Raw genomic sequence first — 22,576 nt, 5'->3', positions numbered from 1 at the left:
TCCGGTTCCGGTCGGGGGTGCGGGGAGGGTCGCCCGGTCTGGGCGGCCCCGTGGCCCGGGGTGTCCGGAGACACCCCGGGCCACGGGGAGGGCGCTGGTCGTCAGCCGGCGGTGATGGCGTCCACCGCGGACTGGCCCTCCTGGCGGAGGGTGTCGGAGATCGGCGCGCTGCCGGCGTTGTCGGCGGCGGCCTGCTGGCCGTCCTCGCTGATCACGTAGGACATGAAGGCCCCGACGTTGTCCGCCTTGGCCTGGTCGTCGTACTGGATGCAGCCGATGTGGTAGCTGACCAGGACGATCGGGTACTCGTCGGCGCTCTCGGTGGTGCGGTTGACCTCGATGGCGAAGTCGTACTGCCCGCGGCCCTCGACGTTCGGGGAGTTCTCGACGACGGCCGCGGCGGCCTCGGCCGACGGGGCGACGTAGTCGCCGCCGACGCCGACGTCGGCCACGCCGAGGTCGCCGGCCTGGCTGGCGTCGGCGTAGCCAATGGTGCCGTTGCCCGCCTGCACGGCCGACACGACGCCGGAGGTGCCGTTGGCGGCCTCGCCACCGGGCAGCGGCCACTCGCCGTCGGGCTCGGAGGTCCACACGTCGCCGGCGGCCTTCGACAGGTAGTCGGTGAAGTTGTTGGTGGTGCCCGAGTCGTCGCCGCGGTGGACCGGGGTGATCGCGGTGTCCGGCAGCGTCGCGTCCGGGTTGTCCGCGGCGATCGCCGGGTCGTTCCAGGTGGTGATCTGGCCGGCGAAGATCCCGGCGATGGTGGCCGGCGCCAGGTTCAGGTCGTCGACGCCCTCGAGGTTGTAGACGACCGCGATCGGGGAGATGTAGTTCGGCAGCTCGAAGACGTCGCCGCCCCCGCAGCGCTCCTGCGCGGCGGTCAGCTCGTCGTCGTCGAGGGCGGCGTCGGAGCCGGCGAAGTCGACGGAGCCGGCGGTGAACTGCTCGCGGCCACCGCCGGACCCGACCGGGTCGTAGCTGAACTGCACGTCGGGGTACTCGCCCGAGAACCCGGCCTGCCAGGCCTCCATCGCCGCCTGCTGGGCGCTGGAGCCGGCGCCGACGAGGCTGCCGCTGAGTGACGCGGCGCTCGCGTCGCTGCCGTTGCCGCCGCCACCCCCCGAGGAGCTGTCCGACTCGTTGGCGGCGCCACACGCGGCGAGCGCGAGGGTGCTGGCGAGCGCCGTGCCGAGGACGGCGGCGCGCGACCGGGTGCTGAGCTTCAAGCCGATGCCTCTCGAGGGGGCCCGGACGTCGTTGCCGGGCAGGCGGGGACCGTCGAGAGAGGACGGTAGGCAGCGCAGGTGGCCGGTCCCGGGTCGATCGGTGAACGACGGGTGAACGGCCGAGGAGCCCTTGCCGACGGGGTGAGGGCGCCGTCACGACGGGTCGGTGAACGCAGGCGCGTCGGGTGGCGCCGGTCCCCGCGGGTGCGGCAGCGGCGGACGGTCGGCGCCGCCCGGCTCAGCTCGAGGGGACGCGCCGCCAGGAGACGTCGACGGCGTACCGGGAGAAGCCGCGGCCCTCGTAGAGGTGCACCGCCGCGGCGTTGTCCTCCTCCACGTAGAGGAGCACCTCGTCGAGGCCGCGGCCGCGCAGGTGCGCCAGGCCGAGGTCGGTGAGCGCGCGGCCCAGGCCCAGGCCCTGCGCGCCGGGGTCGACGCCGAGGACGTACACCTCGCCGGCGGCGTCCGGACCGGCGTCCCCGGGCGGGTGCACCTTCGTCCAGTGCGAGCCGAGCAGCGTGCCGCCGGCGTCGGGGTCGCCGCGCCAGGCCAGCAGGAACCCGGCGGGGTCGAACCAGGGCTCGGCCTCGCGCAGGTGCAGGTCCTCCGGCGTCCAGGAGCCCTGCTCGGGGTGGGTGGCGAAGGCGCGGGCGTTGACCCGCAGCCACGCCTCGTCGTCGCGGCCGGGCCGGAAGGCGGCCACGCGCACGCCGGCCGGCAGCGCCGGGCGGGGGTCGAGGTCGTCGTCGGTGAGGGGCCGGCGCATCTGCAGCAGGACCCGCGCGCGGGTGTAGCCGCGGGCGGTGGCCAGCGCGGTCGCCGCCGGCAGGTCGCCGTGGGCCCACCCGCGCAGCGGGCGGCCGGCGGCCAGCTCCTCCACCCGGGCCAGCAGCGCCGTGCCCACCCCGCGGCCGCGGGCACCCGGGGCGACGACGAGCTCGACCTCGGCGTCGTCGGCGGACCCCGGGGCGCCCAGCTCGAGGCGCGCGTAGCCGGTGAGCACGCCGTCGTCGGCCGTCGCGACGAGGTCGTGGCCACCCGGCGGGCCGCCGTGCTGCAGGCGCAGCTCGGCCTCCTCCGACAGCGGGCGGACGCCGTCGGCCTCGGCCGTGGCCCGCAGCAGGGCGAGGACCGCCGCGGTGTCGGCCGGGTCGAGCCGCCCGGGGTCGCGGACGGTGGGCGCGCTCAGAGCAGGGGCGCGGTGCTGCGCGCCGGGCCGGGGACGACGTCGCCGGGCTCGGGCTCGGCGCGAGCCGCGGCGGCGGTGGCGTCGGCGACCTGCTGGTCGAGCTTGTAGCCGACGTTGCGGACGGTGCCGATCAGCGCCTCGTGCTCGGTGCCGAGCTTGGCGCGCAGCCGGCGGACGTGGACGTCGACGGTGCGGGTGCCGCCGAAGTAGTCGTAGCCCCAGATCTCCTGCAGCAGCTGCGCGCGCGAGAAGACCCGGCCCGGGTGCTGGGCGAGGTACTTGAGGAGCTCGAACTCCTTGTAGGTCAGGTCCAGCGGCCGTCCGCGCAGCTTGGCCGAGTAGCTGTGCTCGTCGATGACCAGCTCGCCGGCCTGGGTGAGGCCGCTGTCGGCGCCGTCGGTCGGGGTCGCGGCCGCGAGCCGGCGGGCGGTGGCCCACCGCAGGCGCGCGTCGACCTCGGCGGGACCGGCGGTGTCGAGCAGGACGTCGTCGACCCCCCAGTCTGCCGACAGCGCGACCAGCCCGCCCTCGGAGAGGACGGCGACCAGCGCCGAGGCCACCCCGGTCGAGGACAGCAGGCCGCACAGCGTGCGCGCCTGGACGAGGTCGTGACGGGCGTCGACGAGGACGACGTCCCCGGAGTCGCCGTCGAGCAGGCTGGACAGCTCGGGGGCGACCACGCGCACCTGGTGGCCGAGCAGCCCCAGCGCGGGCAGCACCTCGGTGGTCGCCTGACGCGCCGCGGTCATGAGCACGAGTCGCATGTCGTCTCCTCGGGGAGGGCATCGACGGCGCTGTCGAACGCGGGACAGCAGGATAGCCGACCGGCTCCAGGCGACCTGTGCACCGACGGTCACGACTGCGGAACGGTGTGGCCGGGCGCGGAGAGGCCCGCGGACACGCCGGCCCGCACCGGCTGCGCCCGTCGGGCGCCCCGGCCCGGCGGCGTCTGCGACGATCGGGAGCGAGCGGGACCCCGCGGCGCCGCCGCGCGGGCCGGCCGGTCCCGGCGAGGAGGGTGCGTGACCACCGCGCTGGAGAGCCGGCCCGGCGCCCGGGCTGGGCACCTCGGCTCCGCCGCCGCCGTCGCGGTCGCCACGGCGCTGCTGGTCCTCGCGCCGGACCTGCTCGGCACGGCCGGCCGGTCGGCCGCGGTGGTCGTCCTGCAGGTCGCGCTGGCCGCGGGCTGGGTCCTGGCCACCGTCCCGCCCGGGGCCCTCGGCGTCCTCGTCCTGGCCCTCGCGGCCGCCGGCGGCGCCGACCTGCTCGTCGGTCTGGCCGACCGGCCGGGCCCGGGGGTGCTGCTCGCCGTCGCCGGCCCGGCCCTGCTCGCCGCCGTGCTGCACCAGATGCTGCGCCGGCCCCCGCGGCGCGACGTGGTGGGCTCCCTCGGCAGCACGGCGCTGCTGGTGGCGGCCGTGTGCGCCCTCGCGCTGCTCCTGCTCCCCGAGGTGACCGGCGAGGAGGGGGAGCCGGTCGGCTCGCCGGTGCTGGTGGTGGGCGCGGCCCTGGCCGCCGGTCACCTGGCCGACGCCGCGCTGCCCCGGCCCGTCGTCGCGGCCGGGGTCGCCCGCGGGGTGCCGGGGCTGCTGCTGGCCCTGCTCGCCGGTGTCGCCGTCGCGCTGGCGGAGAGCGGCACCGGGGAGCTGGTCGACGTCCTCTCCGGGGTCACCACCGGGCTCGTGCTCGGGCTGGCCGCCGCGCTGGCCGGTCTGGCCACCTCCTTCGCCCTGACCGACGCCCTGACCGACGCCCTGACCGACGCGCGCAGCGGCCCGGACGCCGACGCGGACGGTGCCCGGCCCGGCGCCGGCGTGCTGGTGGCGGCGGTCCTGCCGCTGGCCGTCTGCGCCCCGGTCCTGCTCGCACTCTCGGTCGCCTGACCCGTGCGCGCACTGCTCGCCCTGCTCGTCGTCCTGGTCGTGGCCGCCCTGGTGGCCGACCCGGTCGCCGAGGGGATCGCGGAGGACCGGGTGGCCGCGCAGCTGCAGAGTGCCGGGGACCTCGCCGGCGCCCCGCAGGTCGACGTCACGGGCTGGCCGTTCCTCACCCAGGCGGTCGCCGGCACCTACGACGAGGTGCGCATCACGCTGACCGCCGCCGACCTCGGCCGGCCCGAGGGCACCCGCGCCGACGTCACGCTGCACGGCGTGCACGTGCCGCTGTCGGACGTGCTGTCCGGCTCGGTGCGGGAGGTGCCGGTCGACCGCGTCGACGGGACCGCGACGCTGTCCTACGCGCTGCTGTCGCGGGAGCTCGGCGCCGACACCACCCTCGAGCGGGCCGGCGACGGGCTGCAGGTCACCCGAACCGTCGAGGTGCTCGGCTACACGGTGCCGCTCACCGCGGTCGGCGACGTCGTGCTGGAGGGCGACGAGCTCGTCGTCGAGGTCGACGACGCCGAGGCCGCCGGCGTGGACGTGCCCGACCTCGTCGTCGACCGCGCGGCCGCGACGCTGGACCTGCGGTACCCGGTCCGCCTGCCGTTCGGGCTGCGGCTGACCGGGGTCACGCCGGCCGACGACGGTGTCGTCGTCACGGTCGCGGCCACGGACACGGTCTTCCGCGCCACCTGACCGGGTGACCCGGGGAATGCCCGGTGTCCCGGCCGGGTTGGCGCCGGGGATGAGTGGGACCGGACTGCTGGTGCTCGCCGCCGCGCTCGTGCTCACCGCGGTGGCGGCCTGGTGGTTGCGCACCCGCGACGGGCGGCTGCGTGCCGCGACCGACGCGACGGAGGAGGACGGCGTGGGGTCCACCGCGGTGCTCGAGGGGCTCGGGGTCCGGCCCGGCGACGCGGACCTGACCGTGGTCCAGTTCTCCACCGCCTTCTGCGGGCCGTGCCGCACCACCCGCGCCCGCCTGGAGCACCTGCGGGGCACCCGGCCGGGTCTGGCCTACGTCCACGTCGACGCCGAGAGCCACCTCGACGCCGTCCGCGAGCTCGACGTCCGGCGCACGCCGACGCTGTTCTGGCTCGACCGCCAGGGGCGGCTGCTGGGCCGCAGCAGCGGCGCGCCGCGGCCGGAGGACCTCACCGCCCTCGTCGACGCCCACACGGGAGCCCGGTCGTGATCGGTTACCCTCGCCACGTGGGCACCCTGCTGACATCGCGCCGCACAGTCGACCTGTGCCGCGTCGGCAGCTGCCTGTGTCGCGCCTCCTGAGGGCGGCCCCGCTCCGCCCAGACGTGCCCCCACCGCCGTCCGGAGAGCCCATCTGATGCCCGACAGTCCCGCGCGCACGGTCGACGTGCGCGGTCCGCGCTTCGCCGCCTGGGTGACCAGCGCCGTGCTCGCCGCCGTCCTGCTGACCGCGAGCGGCTGGCTGGCCGCCGCGCAGGCGGTCGTGTTCGCCGTCGGCGCCGCCGCCGGCCTGCGGTACGCGCCCTACGGCGTCCTCTTCCGCGCGCTCGTCGCGCCGCGGCTGGGCCCGGTGCGCGAGCGCGAGCCCGAGCCCCCGGTGCGCTTCGCCCAGCTCGTCGGGTTCGTCTTCGCCGCCGTCGGCGCGGGCGGGTACCTGGCCGGCGCCCCGGTGCTCGGCGCCGTCGCCACCGGGCTGGCCCTCGTGGCCGCCCTGCTCAACGCGGCCGCCGGCTTCTGCCTGGGCTGCGAGCTGTACCTGACCGTCCGGCGGGCCCGCGCCCGCACCGCCTGATCGTCCGCACACCCACCACAGGGAGGAACACCCCCCATGAGCCGCAACGACGTGCTCGTCACCGCCGACTGGGCCCAGGAGCACATCGGCGCCCCCGGCATCGTCTTCGTCGAGGTCGACGAGGACACCAGCGCCTACGACAAGGGCCACATCGAGGGCGCGGTCAAGCTGGACTGGAAGACCGACCTGCAGGACCCGCTGCGCCGCGACTTCGTCAGCCGCGAGCAGTTCGAGCAGCTGCTCTCCGAGCGCGGCATCGGCAACGACGACACCGTCGTCCTCTACGGCGGCAACAACAACTGGTTCGCCGCCTACGCCTACTGGTACTTCAAGCTCTACGGCCACTCCGACGTCAAGCTCCTCGACGGCGGCCGCAAGAAGTGGGAGCTCGACAGCCGCTCGCTGTCCACCGACGCCGTCTCCCGCCCCGCGACGCAGTACAAGGCCGCTGAGCCCGACACCTCGATCCGCGCCTTCCGCGACGAGGTCGTCGCCGCGATCGGCGAGAAGAACCTGGTCGACGTCCGCTCGCCCGACGAGTTCGCCGGCAAGCTCGTGGCCCCCGCACACCTGCCGCAGGAGGGTGCGCAGCGACCGGGCCACATCCCCACCGCGGTGAACGTGCCGTGGAGCAAGGCGGCCAACGAGGACGGCACGTTCAAGAGCGACGAGGAGCTGGCCAAGCTCTACGCCGAGGCCGGCCTCGACACCGGCAAGGACACCATCGCCTACTGCCGCATCGGCGAGCGCTCCAGCCACACCTGGTTCGTGCTGCGCGAGCTGCTCGGTCACCAGAACGTCAAGAACTACGACGGCTCGTGGACCGAGTACGGCTCGCTGGTCGGCGTCCCGATCGAGAAGGGGGCCTGAGCATGTGCAGCGCACCGAAGCAGGGCGGCGCCCTGGCCGGCATCGACCTCTCCACCCAGACGGTGATCCAGGGCCAGGTCTGGCACGACGGCGCGCCCGTCGCCGGCGCGTACGTCCGGCTGCTGGACTCGACCGACGAGTTCACCGCCGAGGTGGTCACCAGCCCGGAGGGTGAGTTCCGCTTCTTCGCCGCCCCGGGGGAGTGGAAGGTCCGGTCGCTGGCCCCGGTCGGCAGGGGGGAGCGCGCGCTCTCCGCAGAGGTCGGGCTGAACGAGACGACCATCGCCCTCGGCTGACTGTGAGGCTGGCCGGGTCGGTCCTTCGGTGATGGGCTGACGGTCGGCAGCAGTGGACGTGACCCTTCGTCTGACTGGCTTCGTGCCCTTCGAGCGACTTGTCCGCCCGCTGCTGCCGGCACCGGCCCGGCCGGAGACGTTGGCCTGATCAGGAGCTTGACCGCCAGTAGCCGCTGGCGTGTCTCATCACAGTCCTGCCATCTCCGCACCGGACCGGGACCTGCCGCGTACCCCCCGGTCAAGGAGAAGAACGCATGTCCATGCTGGCAGACACCGTCGAGGTCGTCATCGGCGTCGACACCCACAGCCAAACCCACACCGCCGCGGTCCTCGACGCCCGCACCGGCGGCGTGCTGGCCCGCGCGACGGTGCCCGCCGACCCCGACGGCTACGCCGCACTGGTCGAACTGGCCGAACAGCACTCCGGCCTGCGCGCCTGGGCGATGGAGGGCACCGGCGGCTACGGCGCCGGCCTGGCCCGGCACCTGGCCGCCGCCGAGGAGATGGTCGTCGAACTCGACCGGCCCAAGCGCCCCGCCCGGCGGGCCGGGGCCAAGTCCGATCCGATCGACGCCGAGCGGGCCGCCCGCGACGCACTGGCCCGCACCCGGCTGGCCCAGCCCAAGTCCGGCGCCGAGCGCGCCGCGCTGCAGATGCGGCTGACCGCCCGCCGCGCCGCCGTGGAGGCCGCCAGCACCGCCCAGCGGCAGCTGCTGGCGATGGTCATCACCGCACCGGAGCCGGTGCGCGCCCGGTTCCGCGGACAGACCACCCGCGCCATGATCACCACCGCCGCCCGACTCCGACCGGGCGCCAGCAGCGGAGACGTCGAGACCGTCACCGCGCTGACCGTGCTGCACGACCTGGCCGGCCGCATCCGCTTCCTGGAGGCCGAAGCCCTCGGCCACGAGCAGGCCATCCGCGCCATCGTGCGCACCTGGCGGCCGGACCTGCTCGAGCTGACCGGAGTCGGTCCGATCGTGGCCGCCACCGTGCTGACTGCCTGGTCCCATCCCGGCCGCTGCCGCAACGACGCCGCCTTCGCCATGCTCGCCGGCGCCGCCCCCATCCCGGCGTCCTCGGGCAGAACCGTCCGCTACCGGCTCAACCGCTCCGGCGACCGCCAGCTCAACCGCGCCCTGCACACCGTCGTCCTCAGCCGATTGCAACGCGACGCACGCACCCGTGCCTACGCCGACCGTCGCCGCACCGAGGGCAAGACCGACCGCGAGATCAACGCTGCCTCAAGCGCTACATCGCCCGCGAGCTCTACCGCCGCCTCGAATCACCACCGGCCGCGGCTTGACGCGTCATAGGAGCGTCGAAGGACCCCCTCGCCCCCCGCGGCTCGCCGGCGCAGGCGGAGGGCCTCTGAGGGGTGGCCGTTCCCTCGCGTCACCAGCGCCCCTCCCGGCCCGGCCGGGAGGGGCGCTGTCGTGTGTGTCCGGGACTACTCGATGCCGGGCGGGAGCCGGTTGGGGCCGGCCTCGGGCGGCCGCGGACGGTCCTCGGGACAGGTGCGGACGGCGACCAGCGCCACGTCGTCACGGCCGTGTCCCGGGACCAGACGGGCCAGCAGCGTGTCGCAGAGACCGTCGCGCGGCTCCTCGCCCAGGTCGCGCAGAGCCTCCCGCAGCGCGGCCGTGCCCTCGTCCAGGTCGAGGCCGGGCCGCTCGACCAGGCCGTCTGTGACCAGCAGCAGGGTCTGCCCGACGCCGATCCCGGCGGTGTGGTCGGTGCGGCGGGCGCCGGGATCGACGCCGAGCATCACCTCTGGGCGGGTGGTGAGCAGGGTCGTCGTCCCGTCGGGGTCGAGCAGCAGCGGCGGCAGGTGGCCGGCGTTGCTCCACCGCAGGAGGCGGGTGCCGGTCACGGGCACGTCCGGCAGCTGCTCGATGCGTGCCAGCAGCACGGTGGCCAGCGTGCTCACGGCCAGTCCGCGGGCGACCCGCTCGGCGCGGGCCAGCGTCGCCGACGGCGGCTCGTCGACGTCGTAGGCCAGCGCCCGCAGCAGCCCGCGCAGCTGCCCCATCGCGGCCGCGGCGTCGCTGTCGTGGCCCACGACGTCCCCGATCGCCAGCACCGTCGCGCCGTCGGGCTGCAGGAACGCGTCGTACCAGTCGCCGCCGACCTGGGCACCGTGCGCGGCCGGCCGGTACCGCACGACCACGTGCAGGTGGTCGGGCTCGGGCGGCGGGGTCAGCAGGGCCTGCTGCAGCCGGTCGGACAGCGCGCGCTCGGCGGCGTTCTCCGCGGCCAGCCGCTGCAGCTCCGCGGCCTGGCGGCGGGCGGCCAGCCGGTCGGTGAGGTCGCGGAAGGAGACGACGACGCCGGTCACCTCGCCGTCCTCGACCATGGGGACGGCGATCAGCTCCACCGGGACCGGGAAGCCGTCGGCGTGCCAGAAGACCTCGTCATCGGCGGCCGCCGGCTGCCCGGTGGTCAGCGCCTGCCAGACCGGGCACTCCTCGCGCGGGTACGGCGAGCCGTCGAGCCGGACGCCGTGCATGAGCTCGTGCTGGTCGTGGCCGAGCTGCTCGGGAGCGGGCCGGCCGGTGATCCGCTCGGCGGCCGGGTTGACGAACTCCACCCGCCCGGCGTGGTCGAGGCCGTAGATGCCGTCGGCCACGTTGGCCAGGACGCGCTCGTAGCGGGCCGCCGTGCGGGCGAGCTCGGCCTCCACCGCGTGCAGCGGGTCGCCGTCCGGCACGGTCCGTCGGCTGTCGATGGCGCCGTCCTCTCCGCTCCGCCGGGGAGGTCCCCGGCCCTCCAGCGTGCACCACCGGTCCGGTCGCGTCCCGGGCGGTCGCAGGTCAGGCGGCCGGACGGCGGCGGGCGCGCCAGGCCGCGGCGGCGACCGCGGCGGCGAGCGCCATGGCCGCGCCGCCCGCGGTCGCGCCGTCGAACCCGGCCTCCAGCACCCCGGAGGCCCGGATCGCGGCGGTGGTCCCGGCGACGGCGCCCAGGGCGAGCAGCCCGGCCCACACCGCCCAGGCCGCGCCGCGCAGGTCGCCGGGCCGGGTCGGGGACCGGCGCCACCACCGCACCAGCCAGCCGGCGAGCACCGCCGCGCCGGCCAGCGAGCTCAGGTGCTGGGCGACGTCGGCGCCGGTCCACGGGTGGCCGAGCCAGGTGCCGAACCGGGCGGCGAGGACGGGCACGTGCTGCTCGCCCCACCGGCCCTCGTGGGTGAACTCGTCCCAGCCGACGTGCGTGGCCGCGCCCACGGACAGGGCGGCGAGGACGGCCGCGACCGCCCGCGCCGACGACAGCCGGGTCCGCAGCCCGGGCGGCCGCGGCACCCGGCGGCGCAGCCCGGTCGGGGCAGCGGCGTGTGCCGGGGCGGCGAGCAGGCCGTGCCACAGCGCCCACGCCGCGGCGCCGAGGAGGACGTCGACGGTGACGATCCCCAGGAGGCCGTGCGTCGGCCAGTCCGGGCGGCCGGGCAGGTAGAAGGGCAGGTTCGGGGCCAGGCTCCCGGCCACGAGCGCCGAGGCCGGGAGTCCAGTGCGCAGCAGCGGCAGCACCGCCGCGGGGTGGCTCCCGGTGAACGGCACGCGACGCATCCTGCCCGGCGCGGCGGGTCCGGCGCCGCCGGCCGGGGTGCGCGCCTACCGTGGCGCCATGGTCGCCGCCTGGGTCCTGGTCGCGCTGTACGCGGTGGCGGCCCTCGCCTGCCTGCTCGCCGCCCGGCGCCTGGCCCGCCCCGGGCGCGCGGCGCGCCGGCAGCCGGCGGCGGCACCCCCCGGGCGCGCTCCGCGCGGCCGCTGAGCCGCCGTCCGCGGGGAGAGGCGGGCGGGCCCGCCGACTACGGTGGCGGTCATGCCTCCCCGGGACGCCGGCCGGTGACCGGCCCGACCGACCTGCCCGTCGCCGACACCGTCGACGTCCGCTCCGGCCCGGAGGTGGCGCCCGCCCTGCTGTCGGTGCTGCCCCTGCTCGGCGAGTGGCACGGCGAGGGCGTCGCCGCCGGTGGGGACGCCGGCGACCGCCGCTTCGGCCAGTGGGTCCGCTTCGCGCACGACGGCCGCGACTTCCTCGCCTACGAGTCGCGCACCTGGCTGATCGGCGACGACGGCCGGGTCGAGGGGCCCGGCGTCCGGGAGTCCGGGTTCTGGCGGCCGCGCGGCCAGGACGACGTCGAGCTGCTGGTGACCAGCCCCGAGGGCATCGTCGAGCTCTACGTCGGGACGGCGCGCACGACCACCAGCTGGGAGCTCACCAGCGACGTCGTGGCCCGCACCCCCGACGCCCCGGACACCACCCGCGCCGTGCGGCTGTACGGCATCGTCGAAGGAGCGCTCATGTACGCCGTTGACCGGGCCGGGGCCGACACCCCGCTGCGCCCGACCATGTCGGCCCGGCTGGAGCGCCTCCGGTGACCGGCCCGGCCGCCACGCCCCGCCAGGTCGCCGACCGCTACGTCGACGCGGTGTGCGACCTCGACCCGATCGTGGCCACGTCGCTGGGCACCCGGCCCGGCGACGACCGGCTGCCCGACCCCAGCCCGGCCGGCCTGGAGGCCGAGGCGGAGCTGACCCGGCGCACGCTCGCCGAGCTCGACGCCGTCCTCGCCGCCGACCCCGCCCTGGACGACGACGCGGTCGAGCGCCGCTGCGCCCGCCTGCTGCGGGAGCGGCTGGGCGCCGAGCTGCTCGTGCACGACTCGGGCGAGGGCCTGCGCTCCCTGTCGAACCTGTTCAGCCCGGTGCACTCGATCCGCCAGGTCTTCCTGCTCATGCCGACGGCGACCGAGGAGGACTGGGCCGTCGTCGCCCGCCGGATGGCCCGGGTGCCCGAGGCCTACCGCGGCTACCTCGAGACCCTGGCCGAGGGCGCCCGGCGCGGGCTGCTCGTGGCGCCCCGGCAGGTGTCCACCGTCGTCGGCCAGCTCGGCGAGTGGCTGTCCGGGCCGTTCTTCGCCGGCCTGGCCTCCTCGGGTCCCGACGCGCTGCGCGGCGAGCTGGAGGCCGCGGCGCGGTCGGCGGACGCCGCGGTGGCCGAGGTGCGCGACTTCCTGCGCGACATCTACCTGCCGCGGGCCGAGGGGACTCCGGACGCCGTCGGCCGGGACCGGTACGCGGTCGCCGCGCGCCGCTGGAACGGGTCCGACCTCGGCGCCGGGGACCGGCTGGAGGAGGCCTACGCCTGGGGCTGGTCGGAGTACCGGCGCATCCTCGGCGAGCAGCGGGCCGAGGCGCAGGCGCTGCGACCCGGCGCCACGCCGGTCGAGGCCATGCGCTGGCTCGGCGAGCACGGCCCCGCGGTCGACGGCGTCGAGGCGATCCGGCAGCGACTGCAGGCGATGATGGACGAGGCGATCACGGCGCTGGACGGCACGCACTTCGACCTGGCCGAGCCGGTCCGCCGCGTGGAGGCGATGATCGCCCCGCCCGGCAGCGCCGCGGCGCCGTACTACACCCGCCCGGCGCAGGACTTCTCCCGCCCCGGCCGCACCTGGCTCCCCACCCTGGGCCGCGAGCGCTTCCCGCTCTGGGACCTGGTCTCGATCTGGTACCACGAGGGCGTCCCGGGCCACCACCTGCAGCTGGCGCAGTGGGCGTACGTCTCGCGCGACCTGTCCACCTACCAGACGTCGCTGGGCTCGGTGAGTGCCAACGTCGAGGGCTGGGCGCTCTACGCCGAGCGGCTCATGGACGAACTCGGCCACCTCACCGAGCCCGGCGCCCGCATGGGCTACCTCGACGCCCAGCAGCTCCGCTCGATCCGCGTGGTCATCGACATCGGCATGCACCTGCGGCTGCCGGTCCCCGACGACGCCGCGGGCGTGCTCGCCGAGCACCGGGGCCGGCCGTGGACGCCCGAGTTGGCGCGTGCCTTCGCCGGCGAGCACCTCGGCAGCGACCCGGCGTTCCTCGACAGCGAGCTGGTCCGCTACCTCGGGCTGCCGGGGCAGGCGATCAGCTACAAGCTCGGCGAGCGCGCCTGGCGGGCCGGCCGGGACGCCGCGCGACGGGCGCGGGGCGCGGACTTCGACCTCAAGGCGTGGCACATGGCCGCGCTGTCGCAGGGCTCGCTCGGGCTCGACGACCTCGAGGCGGAGCTCGCGCAGCTCTAGTCGGCGGCCCCGAGGCCGACCAGGCGGGCCAGCTCGGCCGTCACCAGGTCGAAGTACCGGTCGGCGTCCTCGACGGAGCCGACCAGCTGGCCGAACAGCTCGAAGCCCACCGTGCCGAACAGCGCGCTGTAGGCCAGCAGGGCGCGCACCCGGACGGCGTCGTCGAGGGCGGGGTGGTCCTGGCCGAGGACCTCGACGGCGGCGTCGCCGAGCAGGCCGGGCTCCCGGCCCCCGCCGTCCCCGGTCAGCAGGCCCGCGCGGGCGGCGTCGCCGAGGACACGGCCGAACACGACCCCGACCCGTGAGGCCGGGAGGACGGTGTCGCGCGGCGCGGTGTAGCCGGGCACGGGGGAGCCGTAGAGCAGCGCGTACTCGTGCGGGTGGGCCCGCGCCCAGCCGCGGACGGCGGCGCAGACGGCCCGCCACCGCTCCGCGGGCGGCGTCGCCGGGTCGTCGGCGGCCTCGACCGCGGCCCCCAGGTCGTCGTAGCCGTCGATGATCAGCCGGGTCAGCAGGTCGTCCCGGCTGGGGAAGTAGCGGTAGACCGCCGAGGAGGCCATCCCCAGCTCCCGCGCCACCGCGCGCAGCGACAGGGCGGCCGCGCCCACCTCGGCGAGCTGGTGGCGGGCCGCCGCGGTGATCTCGGCGGTGATCTCGGCGCGGACACGGTCGCGGGCGGACGGCACCAGGTCATCGTGACGTGACGAGAGCGGTGTGCGCAACCGTGAGCGGTGCTCTTGACGGACGGCGGTGGGGGCGGGACGGTGAGGCATGAGCGAGAGCACCGCTCTCGCCGGACCTCCCGAGGAGGGGACGTGGCACTGCACGTGATCGTGGGCAAGGGGCCGGTCGGTCTGACGACGGCGGAGCTGCTGGCCGACCAGGGCCACCGCGTGCGGGTGCTGTCGCGCAGCGGCGGCCCCTCGACCGAGCGGGTCGAGCACCGCCGGGTCGAGGCCGCCGACACCGCCGCGCTGACCGACGCGGCCGCCGGCGCCGCCGCGCTCTACAACGCGGTCAACCCCGCGTACCACCGCTGGACCACCGACTGGCCGCCGGTGGCCGCCGCGTTGCTGGGCGCCGCCGAGCGCACCGGCGCCGTCCTGGTGACGATGTCGAACCTCTACGTCTACGGCCGCCCCACCGGGCCGATGACGCCGGAGAGCCCACTGGCCGCCACCGACACCAAGGGTCGGGTCCGGGTCGCCATGTGGCGCGAGGCGCTCGCCGCGCACGAGGCCGGCCGCGTCCGGGTGACCGAGGCGCGGGCGGGGGACTTCGTCGGGCCGCAGGTGCCGGCCGACCACTCCCACCTGGTCCGCCAGCTCCCCGCGCTGCGCCGCGGCCGCCGGGCCTGGGTGGTCGGGGACCCGGACGCGCTCCGCAGCTGGACGTACCTGCCCGACGTCGCCGCGACGCTGGCGGTACTCGGCACCGACGAGCGGGCCCTCGGGCGGGCCTGGCACGTGCCCACGAACCCGCCGCGCTCGCAGCGGCAGGCCCTGGCCGACCTGGCCCGGGCGATGGGACGCGAGCCGGTCGCGGTCAGCGGCATCCCGTGGCCCGTGCTGCGGGCGGTCGGCCGGTTCTCGCCGACGGTGCGCGAGCTGGTCGACATCCGGCACCAGTTCGACCAGGAGTTCGTCCTCGACGCCACGGCCACGACGCGGGCGTTCGGGCTGGCGGCCACCCCGTGGGAGCAGGTGCTCGCGGCGACCGCGGCCACGACCGCGGACTGAGGCGCTAGCGGGGCTCGACCGGGTTGACCGGGTCGCTGTCGGGGGTCACCGGGTCGCCCGGCTGTGCGGGGGCCACCTCCAGCCGGGTGGCGAGCAGGGCGTCGACGGCGTCGACGCTGCCCCCGACGTAGGTGCTCATCAGCGCTGGGTCGGTGACCACGCACCACGCCCGGTCGGCCGGCCACCACAGCGCCGCGCTCTGCTCCTGCGGCTCGGGGGCGAAGTTGGCGGTGGCCCGGTCCACGGGGCCGCGGACGAGCAGCAGGTCGGTGCGGGGGAGCCGCAGCCGCGGCAGGTCGGCCGCACCGCCGTCGTCCCAGCCGAACCAGCACTCGCCGGGCGTGGCGGTCTCGGTGGCCAGGACGGCGGCCACCTCCCGGGCGACGTGCTCGACCAGGTGGCCCTCGGCGGGGGCGTCGTTCCACACCCCGGGCTGGTCGAGCTCGCTGACGAAGTCCCAGGAGCCGGTGACGCCCGGCCACTGCATGAGGCGGTGCGGGGTGGCGCCGTTGGCCGCGGCCACCTCGTCCCAGCGGACGTGGACGTCGTCGTCGCCGGCGTAGCGGACGGCGGGGTGGAACACGCGGGCGTAGGCGGGGAAGCGGGCCGGCACGAGCGCGGCCACGGTGTCGGGGGTGGCGGCGCGGACCGCCTCGGCGATCCAGCGTCCGGCCGGTGCACTGCGCGTGGCGGTGTCCACGGCCGCTCGGCCCTCCCCGGCGGGTGCGACTGGGGACCTGTCCCCAGGGACGGACGACCCCCGGGCTGCTCCACGGCGCCACCGCGAGGCGGCTGCGCGTGGGCCGACTGGACGAGTGTCGGCGGCCCGGGGGTCGGGTGACTGTCCGGTTCTCGCTCGCCGCCGTGCGACGGACGGGCGATCAGGATGCCGGCGTTCGGGTTCCACTCCGAACGGGCGGCCCATCTGGACGGCGGCTAGCGGACAGCCACCTCACGAGTCCGATAAGCATGCAAAGTACGGACCACCTCCTCTCTCGTGTACCTCGACGGTACGACGCGGTCCGGAGGTCGGCAACGACGTTCTTCAGCCGTCAGCGGAACCGCGGCGCGTCCTCGGCGCCCCGGGCGTGTCGGGGCCGCGCTGGTACACGTCAGGGATGCCGTCGGCGTCGGCGTCGACCCGCTCGAGCTCCTCGATCCGCCGGTAGCGCCGGTTGCGCAGCCGCAGCACGACCGTGGCCAGCAGCGCCGAGAGCAGGGTGCCCAGCAGGACGCCGACCTTGACGTGGTCGTCGCGCTCGCTGCCGACGCCGAAGGCCAGCTCGCCGATGAGCAGCGAGACGGTGAACCCGATCCCGCCGAGCAGGGCCATGCCCACCAGGTCCGGCCAGCCCAGCTCGTCGGCGAACTCCGCCCGGGTGAACCGGGTGACCAGCCAGGTGGCGCCGACGATGCCGACGACCTTGCCGACGACCAGGCCCGCGACGATGCCCAGGGCCACCCGGTCGCCGAGGGACTCCACCAGGCCCGAGAGCCCGCCGACGGTGACCCCGGCGGCGGAGAAGGCGAACAGCGGCACCGCGACGCCGGCCGACAGCGGCCGGAACCGGTGCTCGAGGTGCTCGGCCAGGCCCGGCCCCGCCTCCGGACCGCCGGCCGCCTCGCTGCGCACGACGGGCACGGTGAACGCGAGCAGCACCCCGGCCACCGTGGCGTGCACCCCGGACTCGTGCACGAACACCCAGGTGAGCACCGCCAGGGGCAGCAGCAGCCACCAGGAGCGGACCCGCTTCTGCACCAGGAACCCGAAGACCGCCAGCGGCACGAGCGCCAGCGCCAGCCACCCCGCGGCCAGCGAGGACGTGTAGAAGACCGCGATGATCGTGATGGCCAGCAGGTCGTCGACGACGGCGAGGGTGAGCAGGAAGGTCCGCAGCGCGCTGGGCAGGTGGGTGCTGATCACCGCCAGGACGGCCAGGGCGAAGGCGATGTCGGTGGCCGTGGGGATCGCCCAGCCCCGCAGCGCCCCGTCCCCGCCGAGGTTGACCAGGACGTAGAGCAGTGCCGGCGCGGCCATCCCGCCCACGGCGGCCGCGACCGGCAGCACGGCCCGGCGCGGGTCGCGCAGGTCGCCGGCCACGAACTCGCGCTTGAGCTCCAGCCCGGCGACGAAGAAGAAGATCGCGAGCAGCCCGTCGGCGGCCCAGGTCCCGAGGGTGAGGTCCAGGTGCAACGACGCCGGGCCGACGCGGGTGTCCCGCAGCGCCTCGTACGAGTCCGCCCACGGCGAGTTGGCCCAGACGAGCGCGACGACGGTGCCGACCAGCAGCAGGACACCGCCCACGGTCTCCTTGCGCAGGACGTCGGCGATGCGGCGGGCCTCGGACCAGGAGCCGCGGGCGAAGACCCGGGTCGATCCGGCGGGAGTGGTCACGGGGCGGCTCCAGGGGGAGGGGTCGGGTCGGACACCGCCGACCAGACTTCCCGGCACGCCGTGGGGCAGCCTACCGGCGGGGTCCGGTCGTCGCCGTCCGTGGCCGGAGCACGTCCGTAGAGTGGTCGCCGTGGACCCCCGCCCCGCGCCGCCCCCGCGGGAGCGCTCCCTCCGCCTGGCCGAGCTGGCCGGCCGGCGGGTCGGGGTGTGGGGGCACGGCCGCGAGGGGCGGGCCGCCGTCCGGGCCGCGCTGGACGCCGGGGCCGCCGCCGTCCTGGTCGCCGACAGCCGCCGGGTAGACCCCGCGTCGCTGCCCGCCGGCGTCGCGACCGCCGACGTCGCCGACCTCGCCGGCTGCGACGTCGTCTTCCGGTCGCCGGGCATCAGCCCCTACCGGGAGGACGCCCGGGCGCTGGCCGACCGCACCGTGGTGACCACCGGGACGGGGGTCGCGCTGGCCGAGGCCGCCGACCGCGGGGTGCCGGTGCTGTGCGTCACCGGCACGAAGGGCAAGAGCACCACCAGCGCCCTGGCCGCCGCCGTCCTCACCGCCGCGGGCCGCCCGGCGGTGCACGCCGGCAACATCGGCACCCCGCTGCTCGACGTCCTGGCCGACGTCGGCGACCGCACGCTCGTCGTCGAGGTCTCCAGCTACCAGGCCGCCGCCGTCCCGGACTTCACCGGCCGCGGCGCGCTCACCTCGCTGGCGCCCGAGCACCTCGACTGGCACGGCTCGGTCGACACCTACTACCGCGACAAGCTGCGGGTCTTCGGCGCCTGCCCCGAGCGCTCGGTGGTCGTGAGCGCGCAGGCCCGAACGCTCGCCGGGCGGTTCCTCGACCCGGCGCAGCTCGTCGACCCCGCCGAGGTCGTCCCCGCCGGGCTGGCCGACCGCGTCGTCCCGGTGCACCTGCCCGGCGCGCACAACCGCAGCAACGTCGGGGTCGCGCTGGGCGCCTGCGCGCTCATGGGCGCCGACCTGGCCGGCCGCGCCGACGCCGTCGCCGCCGCCGTGGCCGGCTTCCGCGCGCTGCCGCACCGGCTCTCCCCGGTGGCCGCGCTCGGCGGGGTCACCTTCGTCGACGACACGCTGTCCACCACGCCGGTCTCGGTGCTGGCCGCCCTCGACGCGCTGGCCGGGCGCCCGGTCACGCTGGTCGCCGGGGGCCAGGACCGCGGCCTGGACTACACCGACCTGGCCCGCGCGTTGGTGACCCGGCGGGACGCCGTCGCGCTGGTCACCATCCCCGACACCGGGGCCCGGCTGGCCGCCGACGTCCGCCGGGAGGCCGCCGGCGTCCCGATGCGCCTGGCCGAGACGGCGTCGCTGGAGGAGGCGGTGGCGACGGCGGTCGCGACCACCCCGCCCGGCGGCGTCGTGCTGCTCTCGCCCGGCGCCCCCAGCTACAACCGCTTCCGCGACTTCGAGGAGTTGGCAGCCACCTATGAGCAGATCCTCGTCGACGCCGGCGCCGAGCGTGTCCGCGCGCTCTGAGACCGGCGCCTTCGTCGTCGCCGGCCGCTCGTTCGACCCGGCGACCGGCGAGGCCGCCTTCACCTACCGGCTCGGCGACGACGAGTTCACCGAGCGGCTGACCCTCGACCCCTCGCTGCTGACCGGGAGCGCCCCGGAGCAGGTGGAGGCGGCGCTCGACCTCGTCCACCTCGTGATGGGCACCAGCTACTACAAGCTGGTGGCGCCCGGCCGGGTGACCGTCGAGCGGCCGGTCACCGCCGCCCAGGCCGCCGTCGCCGCGGCTGCCTACACGCACGGGCTCGGCGAGTTCGCCGCGGTCAACGGGCTGGCGGTGCCGCACCGCGTCGAGTTCGACGTCGAGATCCGCGAGCCGGGCCCGGCGCCGGCCGGCGGCACCCGCGGGGCGCTGCTGCCGGTGGGCGGCGGCAAGGACTCCGCGCTGGCCCTCGTCGTCATCCCCGACGGGACCGCGCTGGCCGTCAACCCCACCGGCGCGCAGCGCGACGTCGCCCGGGCGGCCGGGGCGCCGCTGGTCGAGGTCCGCCGGCGGCTGGACCCGCTGCTGGCCGAGCGGACGGCGCAGGGGGGCCTGAACGGGCACGTGCCGGTGACCGCGATCAACTCGGCGATCTCGACGCTGGCGGCCGTCCTCGGCGGCTACGACCCGGTGGTGTTCGCCAACGAGCGCTCGGCCGATGAGGAGACGCTCACGATCGGCGGCGCGAGCGTCAACCACCAGTACTCGAAGTCCTTCGCCTTCGAGCAGCTGTTCACCGCGGCCGCCGCGGAGCTCGGCGTCGGCTACTTCAGCCTCACCCGGCAGCTGTCGGAGCTGGCCACCGTCGCCGCCGTCGCCGCGCTGCCGCTGCGCGCGGACATCCTCAGCTGCAACCGCTCCTACACCCAGCGGCACACGGGCGGACAGGCCGAGCAGCGCTGGTGCCTGCACTGCGACAAGTGCCTGTTCACCTTCCTCTGCTTCGCGGTCTTCCTCCGCCCCGCCGAGGCGGTGGAGATGTTCGGCGGCAACCCCCTGGACGACGTGTCGCTGGCCGACGGCTTCCGCGCGCTGTGGGCCACCGAGAAGCCGTTCGACTGCGTGGGGGAGCGGGCCGAGAGCGCAGCGGCGATGGCACACCTGGCGGCCAGTGCCTCCTGGGGGAACGCCCCGGTCGTGCGGGCGGTCGGCGCGGAGGCCGCGGCGGCCGCCGAGGTCACCGGCGCGACCGTGGCCCGGTTCCTCGCCCCGCGCGGCGAGCACGCCGTCCCCGCCCGCTACCTGGAGGCGCTGTCCCGGGTGCTGGCCGGCGCCCGCAGCGCCGTCGCCTAGCGGCCCCTCTGCAGGGCCCCGCGCCGAGCCTGCGAGGCGTGGGGGGCAGAGGGGTCCTCTCACTAGGCTCAGTGGGGTGACGACCGAGGGCGGAGGTGCGCCGCTGGCGGAGCGGCTGCGGGCCCAGGGCCTGCGGCTGACGCCCCAGCGCCAGCAGGTGCTCGCGGCCGTCTCCGAGCTCGACCACGCCACGCCCGAGGCCATCGGCGCGCGGCTGCGCGAGCAGGCCGGGCCCGGCGGCGCGGCACCCGACACGTCCACGGTCTACCGGACCCTCGAGCTGCTCGAGCGGCTCGGCCTGGTCTGGCACACCCACCTGGGCAAGGGGGCGCCGGTCTACCACTCCTCCGAGCACCCGCACCTGCACGTGGTCTGCGCCTCCTGCGGCGACATCGCCTCGGCCGACCCCGCGCTGCTCGACCAGGCGGCGGAACGTCTGGCGGCCGACCTGGGTTTCACCGTGGACGTGGGGCACGTCGCGCTGTCGGGGACGTGCCGCCGCTGCCGAGAGTCCGGGACGGAGCAGTCATGACCACCACCTCACCGCTGGCCGCGCGGCCGGGGGCCGTCGTCGCCGAGGGTGCGACCGCCGCCGCCCACCAGGTCGCCGTCCACTACGGCGACCCGCTGCGCGAGCAGCGGCTGCTCGCCGAGGGCGCCGGCCTCGTCGACCGCAGCGACCGCGACGTGCTCGCCGTGCCGGGCGCCGACCGGCTGACCTGGCTGCACAGCCTGACCAGCCAGCACCTCGAGCGGCTCGCCGACGGCAGCGGCACCGAGGCGCTGGTCCTCTCGCCGCACGGCCACGTCGAGCACCACCTCGTCCTCGCCGAGCTCGGCGGCACCACCTGGGCCGACGTCGAGCCGGGCACGGGCGCGGAGCTGCTCGCCTTCCTGCAGCGGATGGTGTTCATGCTCCGCGTCGAGCCGGCGCTGGTCACCGACGCCTGGGCGCTGCTCTCGCTGGTCGGCCCCCGCTCGCCGGAGGTCCTGGCCGCCGCGGGGCTGCCCGCCCCCGACGCGCCGTCCGCCGTCGTGGCGCTGCCCGGCGGCGGCTTCGTCCGGCGCGTGCCGGCCCTCGGCGACGGCGGGGCGACGGCGTTCGACCTGCTCGTGCCGCGCGCCGAGCTGGCCGCCCGGGCCGACGCCCTGACCGCCGCCGGCGCCGGGGTCGCGGGCCTGGACGCCTACGAGGCGCTGCGGGTGGAGGCCCGCCGCCCGCGGCACGGCGTCGACACCGACCACCGCACCATCCCCAACGAGCTGGCGTGGCTCTCGACCGCCGTCCACCTCGAGAAGGGCTGCTACCGCGGGCAGGAGACCGTCGCGCGGGTGCACAACCTCGGCCGCCCGCCGCGGCGGCTGGTCCTGCTGCACCTCGACGGGGTCAGCGAGGACCTGCCCGTCCCGGGGACGCCGGTGCTGGCCGGCACCCGCGACGTCGGCCGGGTCGGCACCGCCGTCCGCCACCACGAGCTCGGCGTCGTCGCCCTGGCTCTGGTCAAGCGGTCGGTGGCCCCGGACGCCGCGCTGACCGTCGGCGGCTCGCGCGCCGCGCTCGACCCCGACGACGTCGCCGGTGACCGCGACGCGCGCGACGACACCCGGGCCGCGGCCCGCGACCGGGTCCGGGCCGTCCGGTCTGCCACCATCGGGCGGTGACCTCCGGAAGCTCCTCCCCGACCCCCGCCGGTGGGCAGGCCGTCGACGCGCTGCTGCACCCCGGCTTCCTGGAGGGCGTGGACGCGCGCCCCATGTCCGAGGTGCGGGCGCTGCGCCGCCGGGCCGAGCAGGCGGAGGTCGACCTCTCCTACACCCGGCGGCTGCTGCAGGGGCGGCTCGACATCGTTCGCCGCGAGCTGCAGCGGCGCGCCGAGCACGACGGCCGCTCGCTGGTCGACCTCCTGCCGGAGATCCTCGCCGAGAAGGGCCGCGGCCCGGCGCACGGCCTGGGCCGGCACCAGACGGTGCAGCCGGCGGCCCCCGGCGAGGCCGAGTCGTGGGTGAACGGCCTGACGCCGGACGTTGACCTCTCCGCGGTCCCCGAGCTGCCCGACACCGACCTCGAGCAGGCCGCCCGCGCGCTCGCCGCCGCGGAGGGGCAGCTGTCCGAGCGGCGCCGCGGCGTCCAGCAGGTCATGGACGCACTCGCCGGCGAGCTGGCCCGGCGCTACCGCAACGGCGAGGCCGACGTCGCCGCCCTGCTCGCCGACGAGGGCCGATGAAGGACCACGCTCCCCCTCACGCGTCGCAGGCTCGGCGCGGGGCCCTGGAGCGTGGCCCTTCCAGCACGTCACCACCGGGGTGGCCGGAGGCGC

Annotated in this window: 24 protein-coding genes; 16 read left to right on the top strand and 8 right to left on the bottom strand. The window is 76.6% G+C overall.

Annotation, left to right across the window (positions count from 1 at the left end):
- Positions 1-101 precede the first annotated feature (101 nt).
- The 3 genes from pstS to ACWIZO_RS04210 form a co-directional block, all read right to left on the bottom strand.
- Complete coding sequence (pstS, locus tag ACWIZO_RS04220) at positions 102-1,226, bottom strand: phosphate ABC transporter substrate-binding protein PstS (protein ID WP_448641269.1); 1,125 nt, start codon at positions 1,224-1,226, stop codon at positions 102-104.
- A gap of 238 nt (positions 1,227-1,464) precedes the next feature.
- Positions 1,465-2,415 (bottom strand): mycothiol synthase, encoded by a 951-nt coding sequence (gene mshD / locus ACWIZO_RS04215; protein ID WP_448642918.1) that lies wholly within the window; start codon positions 2,413-2,415, stop codon positions 1,465-1,467.
- Positions 2,412-3,179: a winged helix-turn-helix transcriptional regulator gene (locus ACWIZO_RS04210; protein WP_448641268.1), complete on the bottom strand. Its 768-nt coding sequence runs from the start codon at positions 3,177-3,179 to the stop codon at positions 2,412-2,414. The genes mshD and ACWIZO_RS04210 overlap by 4 nt, the downstream gene beginning before the upstream one ends.
- A gap of 258 nt (positions 3,180-3,437) precedes the next feature.
- On the opposite strand from ACWIZO_RS04210, the gene ACWIZO_RS04205 reads away from it, so the two are divergent.
- From ACWIZO_RS04205 to ACWIZO_RS04175, 7 genes are all read left to right on the top strand, one after another.
- Positions 3,438-4,298 carry a hypothetical protein gene (locus tag ACWIZO_RS04205; RefSeq protein ID WP_448641267.1) on the top strand — a complete coding sequence of 287 codons (861 nt, stop codon included), beginning with the start codon at positions 3,438-3,440 and terminating at the stop codon, positions 4,296-4,298.
- A 3-nt stretch (positions 4,299-4,301) separates the two neighbouring features.
- Positions 4,302-4,991: an LmeA family phospholipid-binding protein gene (locus ACWIZO_RS04200; protein ID WP_448641266.1), complete on the top strand. Its 690-nt coding sequence runs from the start codon at positions 4,302-4,304 to the stop codon at positions 4,989-4,991.
- Between the two features lie 49 nt (positions 4,992-5,040).
- Positions 5,041-5,490, top strand: coding sequence for a thioredoxin family protein (locus ACWIZO_RS04195; protein WP_448641265.1), 450 nt, complete (start codon positions 5,041-5,043; stop codon positions 5,488-5,490).
- 147 nt (positions 5,491-5,637) lie between these two features.
- Positions 5,638-6,072 carry a DUF4395 domain-containing protein gene (locus tag ACWIZO_RS04190; RefSeq protein ID WP_448641264.1) on the top strand — a complete coding sequence of 145 codons (435 nt, stop codon included), beginning with the start codon at positions 5,638-5,640 and terminating at the stop codon, positions 6,070-6,072.
- 36 nt (positions 6,073-6,108) lie between these two features.
- Positions 6,109-6,942 (top strand): sulfurtransferase, encoded by an 834-nt coding sequence (locus ACWIZO_RS04185; RefSeq protein ID WP_448641263.1) that lies wholly within the window; start codon positions 6,109-6,111, stop codon positions 6,940-6,942.
- A 2-nt stretch (positions 6,943-6,944) separates the two neighbouring features.
- Positions 6,945-7,238 carry a DUF1416 domain-containing protein gene (locus ACWIZO_RS04180; protein WP_448641262.1) on the top strand — a complete coding sequence of 98 codons (294 nt, stop codon included), beginning with the start codon at positions 6,945-6,947 and terminating at the stop codon, positions 7,236-7,238.
- A 254-nt stretch (positions 7,239-7,492) separates the two neighbouring features.
- Positions 7,493-8,554 carry an IS110 family transposase gene (locus ACWIZO_RS04175; RefSeq protein ID WP_448641261.1) on the top strand — a complete coding sequence of 354 codons (1,062 nt, stop codon included), beginning with the start codon at positions 7,493-7,495 and terminating at the stop codon, positions 8,552-8,554.
- A 134-nt stretch (positions 8,555-8,688) separates the two neighbouring features.
- On the opposite strand, the gene ACWIZO_RS04170 is transcribed toward ACWIZO_RS04175, so the two are convergent.
- Both ACWIZO_RS04170 and ACWIZO_RS04165 read right to left on the bottom strand, forming a co-directional pair.
- Positions 8,689-9,948: a PP2C family protein-serine/threonine phosphatase gene (locus tag ACWIZO_RS04170; protein WP_448641260.1), complete on the bottom strand. Its 1,260-nt coding sequence runs from the start codon at positions 9,946-9,948 to the stop codon at positions 8,689-8,691.
- A 103-nt stretch (positions 9,949-10,051) separates the two neighbouring features.
- Positions 10,052-10,795 carry a DUF4184 family protein gene (locus tag ACWIZO_RS04165; protein WP_448641259.1) on the bottom strand — a complete coding sequence of 248 codons (744 nt, stop codon included), beginning with the start codon at positions 10,793-10,795 and terminating at the stop codon, positions 10,052-10,054.
- Between ACWIZO_RS04165 and ACWIZO_RS04160 the strand changes: the two genes are divergently transcribed.
- From ACWIZO_RS04160 to ACWIZO_RS04150, 3 genes are all read left to right on the top strand, one after another.
- Positions 10,785-11,009, top strand: coding sequence for a hypothetical protein (locus ACWIZO_RS04160; protein WP_448641258.1), 225 nt, complete (start codon positions 10,785-10,787; stop codon positions 11,007-11,009). The genes ACWIZO_RS04165 and ACWIZO_RS04160 overlap by 11 nt on opposite strands.
- Positions 11,010-11,083: 74 nt before the next feature.
- On the top strand, positions 11,084-11,620 hold the full coding sequence (locus ACWIZO_RS04155) for an FABP family protein (protein ID WP_448641257.1): 537 nt from the start codon (positions 11,084-11,086) through the stop codon (positions 11,618-11,620).
- On the top strand, positions 11,617-13,317 hold the full coding sequence (locus ACWIZO_RS04150; RefSeq protein WP_448641256.1) for a DUF885 domain-containing protein: 1,701 nt from the start codon (positions 11,617-11,619) through the stop codon (positions 13,315-13,317). The genes ACWIZO_RS04155 and ACWIZO_RS04150 overlap by 4 nt, the downstream gene beginning before the upstream one ends.
- On the opposite strand, the gene ACWIZO_RS04145 is transcribed toward ACWIZO_RS04150, so the two are convergent.
- Positions 13,314-14,003 (bottom strand): TetR/AcrR family transcriptional regulator, encoded by a 690-nt coding sequence (locus tag ACWIZO_RS04145; protein ID WP_448641255.1) that lies wholly within the window; start codon positions 14,001-14,003, stop codon positions 13,314-13,316. The two genes, ACWIZO_RS04150 and ACWIZO_RS04145, sit on opposite strands and share 4 nt — an antisense overlap.
- Positions 14,004-14,132: 129 nt before the next feature.
- Here ACWIZO_RS04145 and ACWIZO_RS04140 point away from each other — a divergent pair, with 129 nt between their 5' ends.
- On the top strand, positions 14,133-15,056 hold the full coding sequence (locus tag ACWIZO_RS04140) for an NAD-dependent epimerase/dehydratase family protein (protein ID WP_448641254.1): 924 nt from the start codon (positions 14,133-14,135) through the stop codon (positions 15,054-15,056).
- 4 nt (positions 15,057-15,060) lie between these two features.
- Here the strand turns inward: ACWIZO_RS04140 and ACWIZO_RS04135 are convergent, their stop codons facing one another.
- Both ACWIZO_RS04135 and nhaA read right to left on the bottom strand, forming a co-directional pair.
- Positions 15,061-15,756 carry a hypothetical protein gene (locus ACWIZO_RS04135; RefSeq protein WP_448641253.1) on the bottom strand — a complete coding sequence of 232 codons (696 nt, stop codon included), beginning with the start codon at positions 15,754-15,756 and terminating at the stop codon, positions 15,061-15,063.
- 345 nt (positions 15,757-16,101) lie between these two features.
- Complete coding sequence (nhaA, locus tag ACWIZO_RS04130) at positions 16,102-17,451, bottom strand: Na+/H+ antiporter NhaA (RefSeq protein ID WP_448641252.1); 1,350 nt, start codon at positions 17,449-17,451, stop codon at positions 16,102-16,104.
- 130 nt (positions 17,452-17,581) lie between these two features.
- Here nhaA and murD point away from each other — a divergent pair, with 130 nt between their 5' ends.
- The 5 genes from murD (at position 17,582) to ACWIZO_RS04105 (ending at position 22,483) form a co-directional block, all read left to right on the top strand.
- Complete coding sequence (gene murD / locus ACWIZO_RS04125; protein WP_448641251.1) at positions 17,582-18,946, top strand: UDP-N-acetylmuramoyl-L-alanine--D-glutamate ligase; 1,365 nt, start codon at positions 17,582-17,584, stop codon at positions 18,944-18,946.
- Positions 18,930-20,258 carry a hypothetical protein gene (locus ACWIZO_RS04120; protein ID WP_448641250.1) on the top strand — a complete coding sequence of 443 codons (1,329 nt, stop codon included), beginning with the start codon at positions 18,930-18,932 and terminating at the stop codon, positions 20,256-20,258. Before murD ends, ACWIZO_RS04120 begins: the two co-directional genes overlap by 17 nt.
- Before the next feature lie 76 nt (positions 20,259-20,334).
- Entirely contained in the window at positions 20,335-20,790 is a 456-nt protein-coding gene (locus ACWIZO_RS04115; protein WP_448641249.1) for a Fur family transcriptional regulator, read from the top strand.
- The gene (ygfZ, locus tag ACWIZO_RS04110) at positions 20,787-21,920 is read left to right on the top strand and encodes a CAF17-like 4Fe-4S cluster assembly/insertion protein YgfZ (protein ID WP_448641248.1); all 1,134 of its coding nucleotides are present in this window, start codon (positions 20,787-20,789) and stop codon (positions 21,918-21,920) included. Before ACWIZO_RS04115 ends, ygfZ begins: the two co-directional genes overlap by 4 nt.
- Positions 21,917-22,483 carry an RsiG family protein gene (locus ACWIZO_RS04105; RefSeq protein WP_448641247.1) on the top strand — a complete coding sequence of 189 codons (567 nt, stop codon included), beginning with the start codon at positions 21,917-21,919 and terminating at the stop codon, positions 22,481-22,483. Before ygfZ ends, ACWIZO_RS04105 begins: the two co-directional genes overlap by 4 nt.
- Positions 22,484-22,576: the final 93 nt, after the last annotated feature.

It is taken from the genome of Geodermatophilus sp. URMC 63 (assembly GCF_053502565.1).
This window is presented reverse-complemented; position numbering and strand designations above follow the sequence as displayed.

Bases quoted from the DNA above. Each gene is read 5' to 3' on its own strand.
- ACWIZO_RS04210 (WP_448641268.1), bottom strand. From the start codon at position 3,179: ATGCGACTCGTGCTCATGACCGCGGCGCGTCAGGCGACCACCGAGGTG.
- ACWIZO_RS04195 (WP_448641265.1), top strand. From the start codon at position 5,041: ATGAGTGGGACCGGACTGCTGGTGCTCGCCGCCGCGCTCGTGCTCACC.
- ACWIZO_RS04190 (WP_448641264.1), top strand. From the start codon at position 5,638: ATGCCCGACAGTCCCGCGCGCACGGTCGACGTGCGCGGTCCGCGCTTC.
- ACWIZO_RS04185 (WP_448641263.1), top strand. From the start codon at position 6,109: ATGAGCCGCAACGACGTGCTCGTCACCGCCGACTGGGCCCAGGAGCAC.
- ACWIZO_RS04180 (WP_448641262.1), top strand. From the start codon at position 6,945: ATGTGCAGCGCACCGAAGCAGGGCGGCGCCCTGGCCGGCATCGACCTC.
- ACWIZO_RS04175 (WP_448641261.1), top strand. From the start codon at position 7,493: ATGTCCATGCTGGCAGACACCGTCGAGGTCGTCATCGGCGTCGACACC.
- ygfZ (WP_448641248.1), top strand. From the start codon at position 20,787: ATGACCACCACCTCACCGCTGGCCGCGCGGCCGGGGGCCGTCGTCGCC.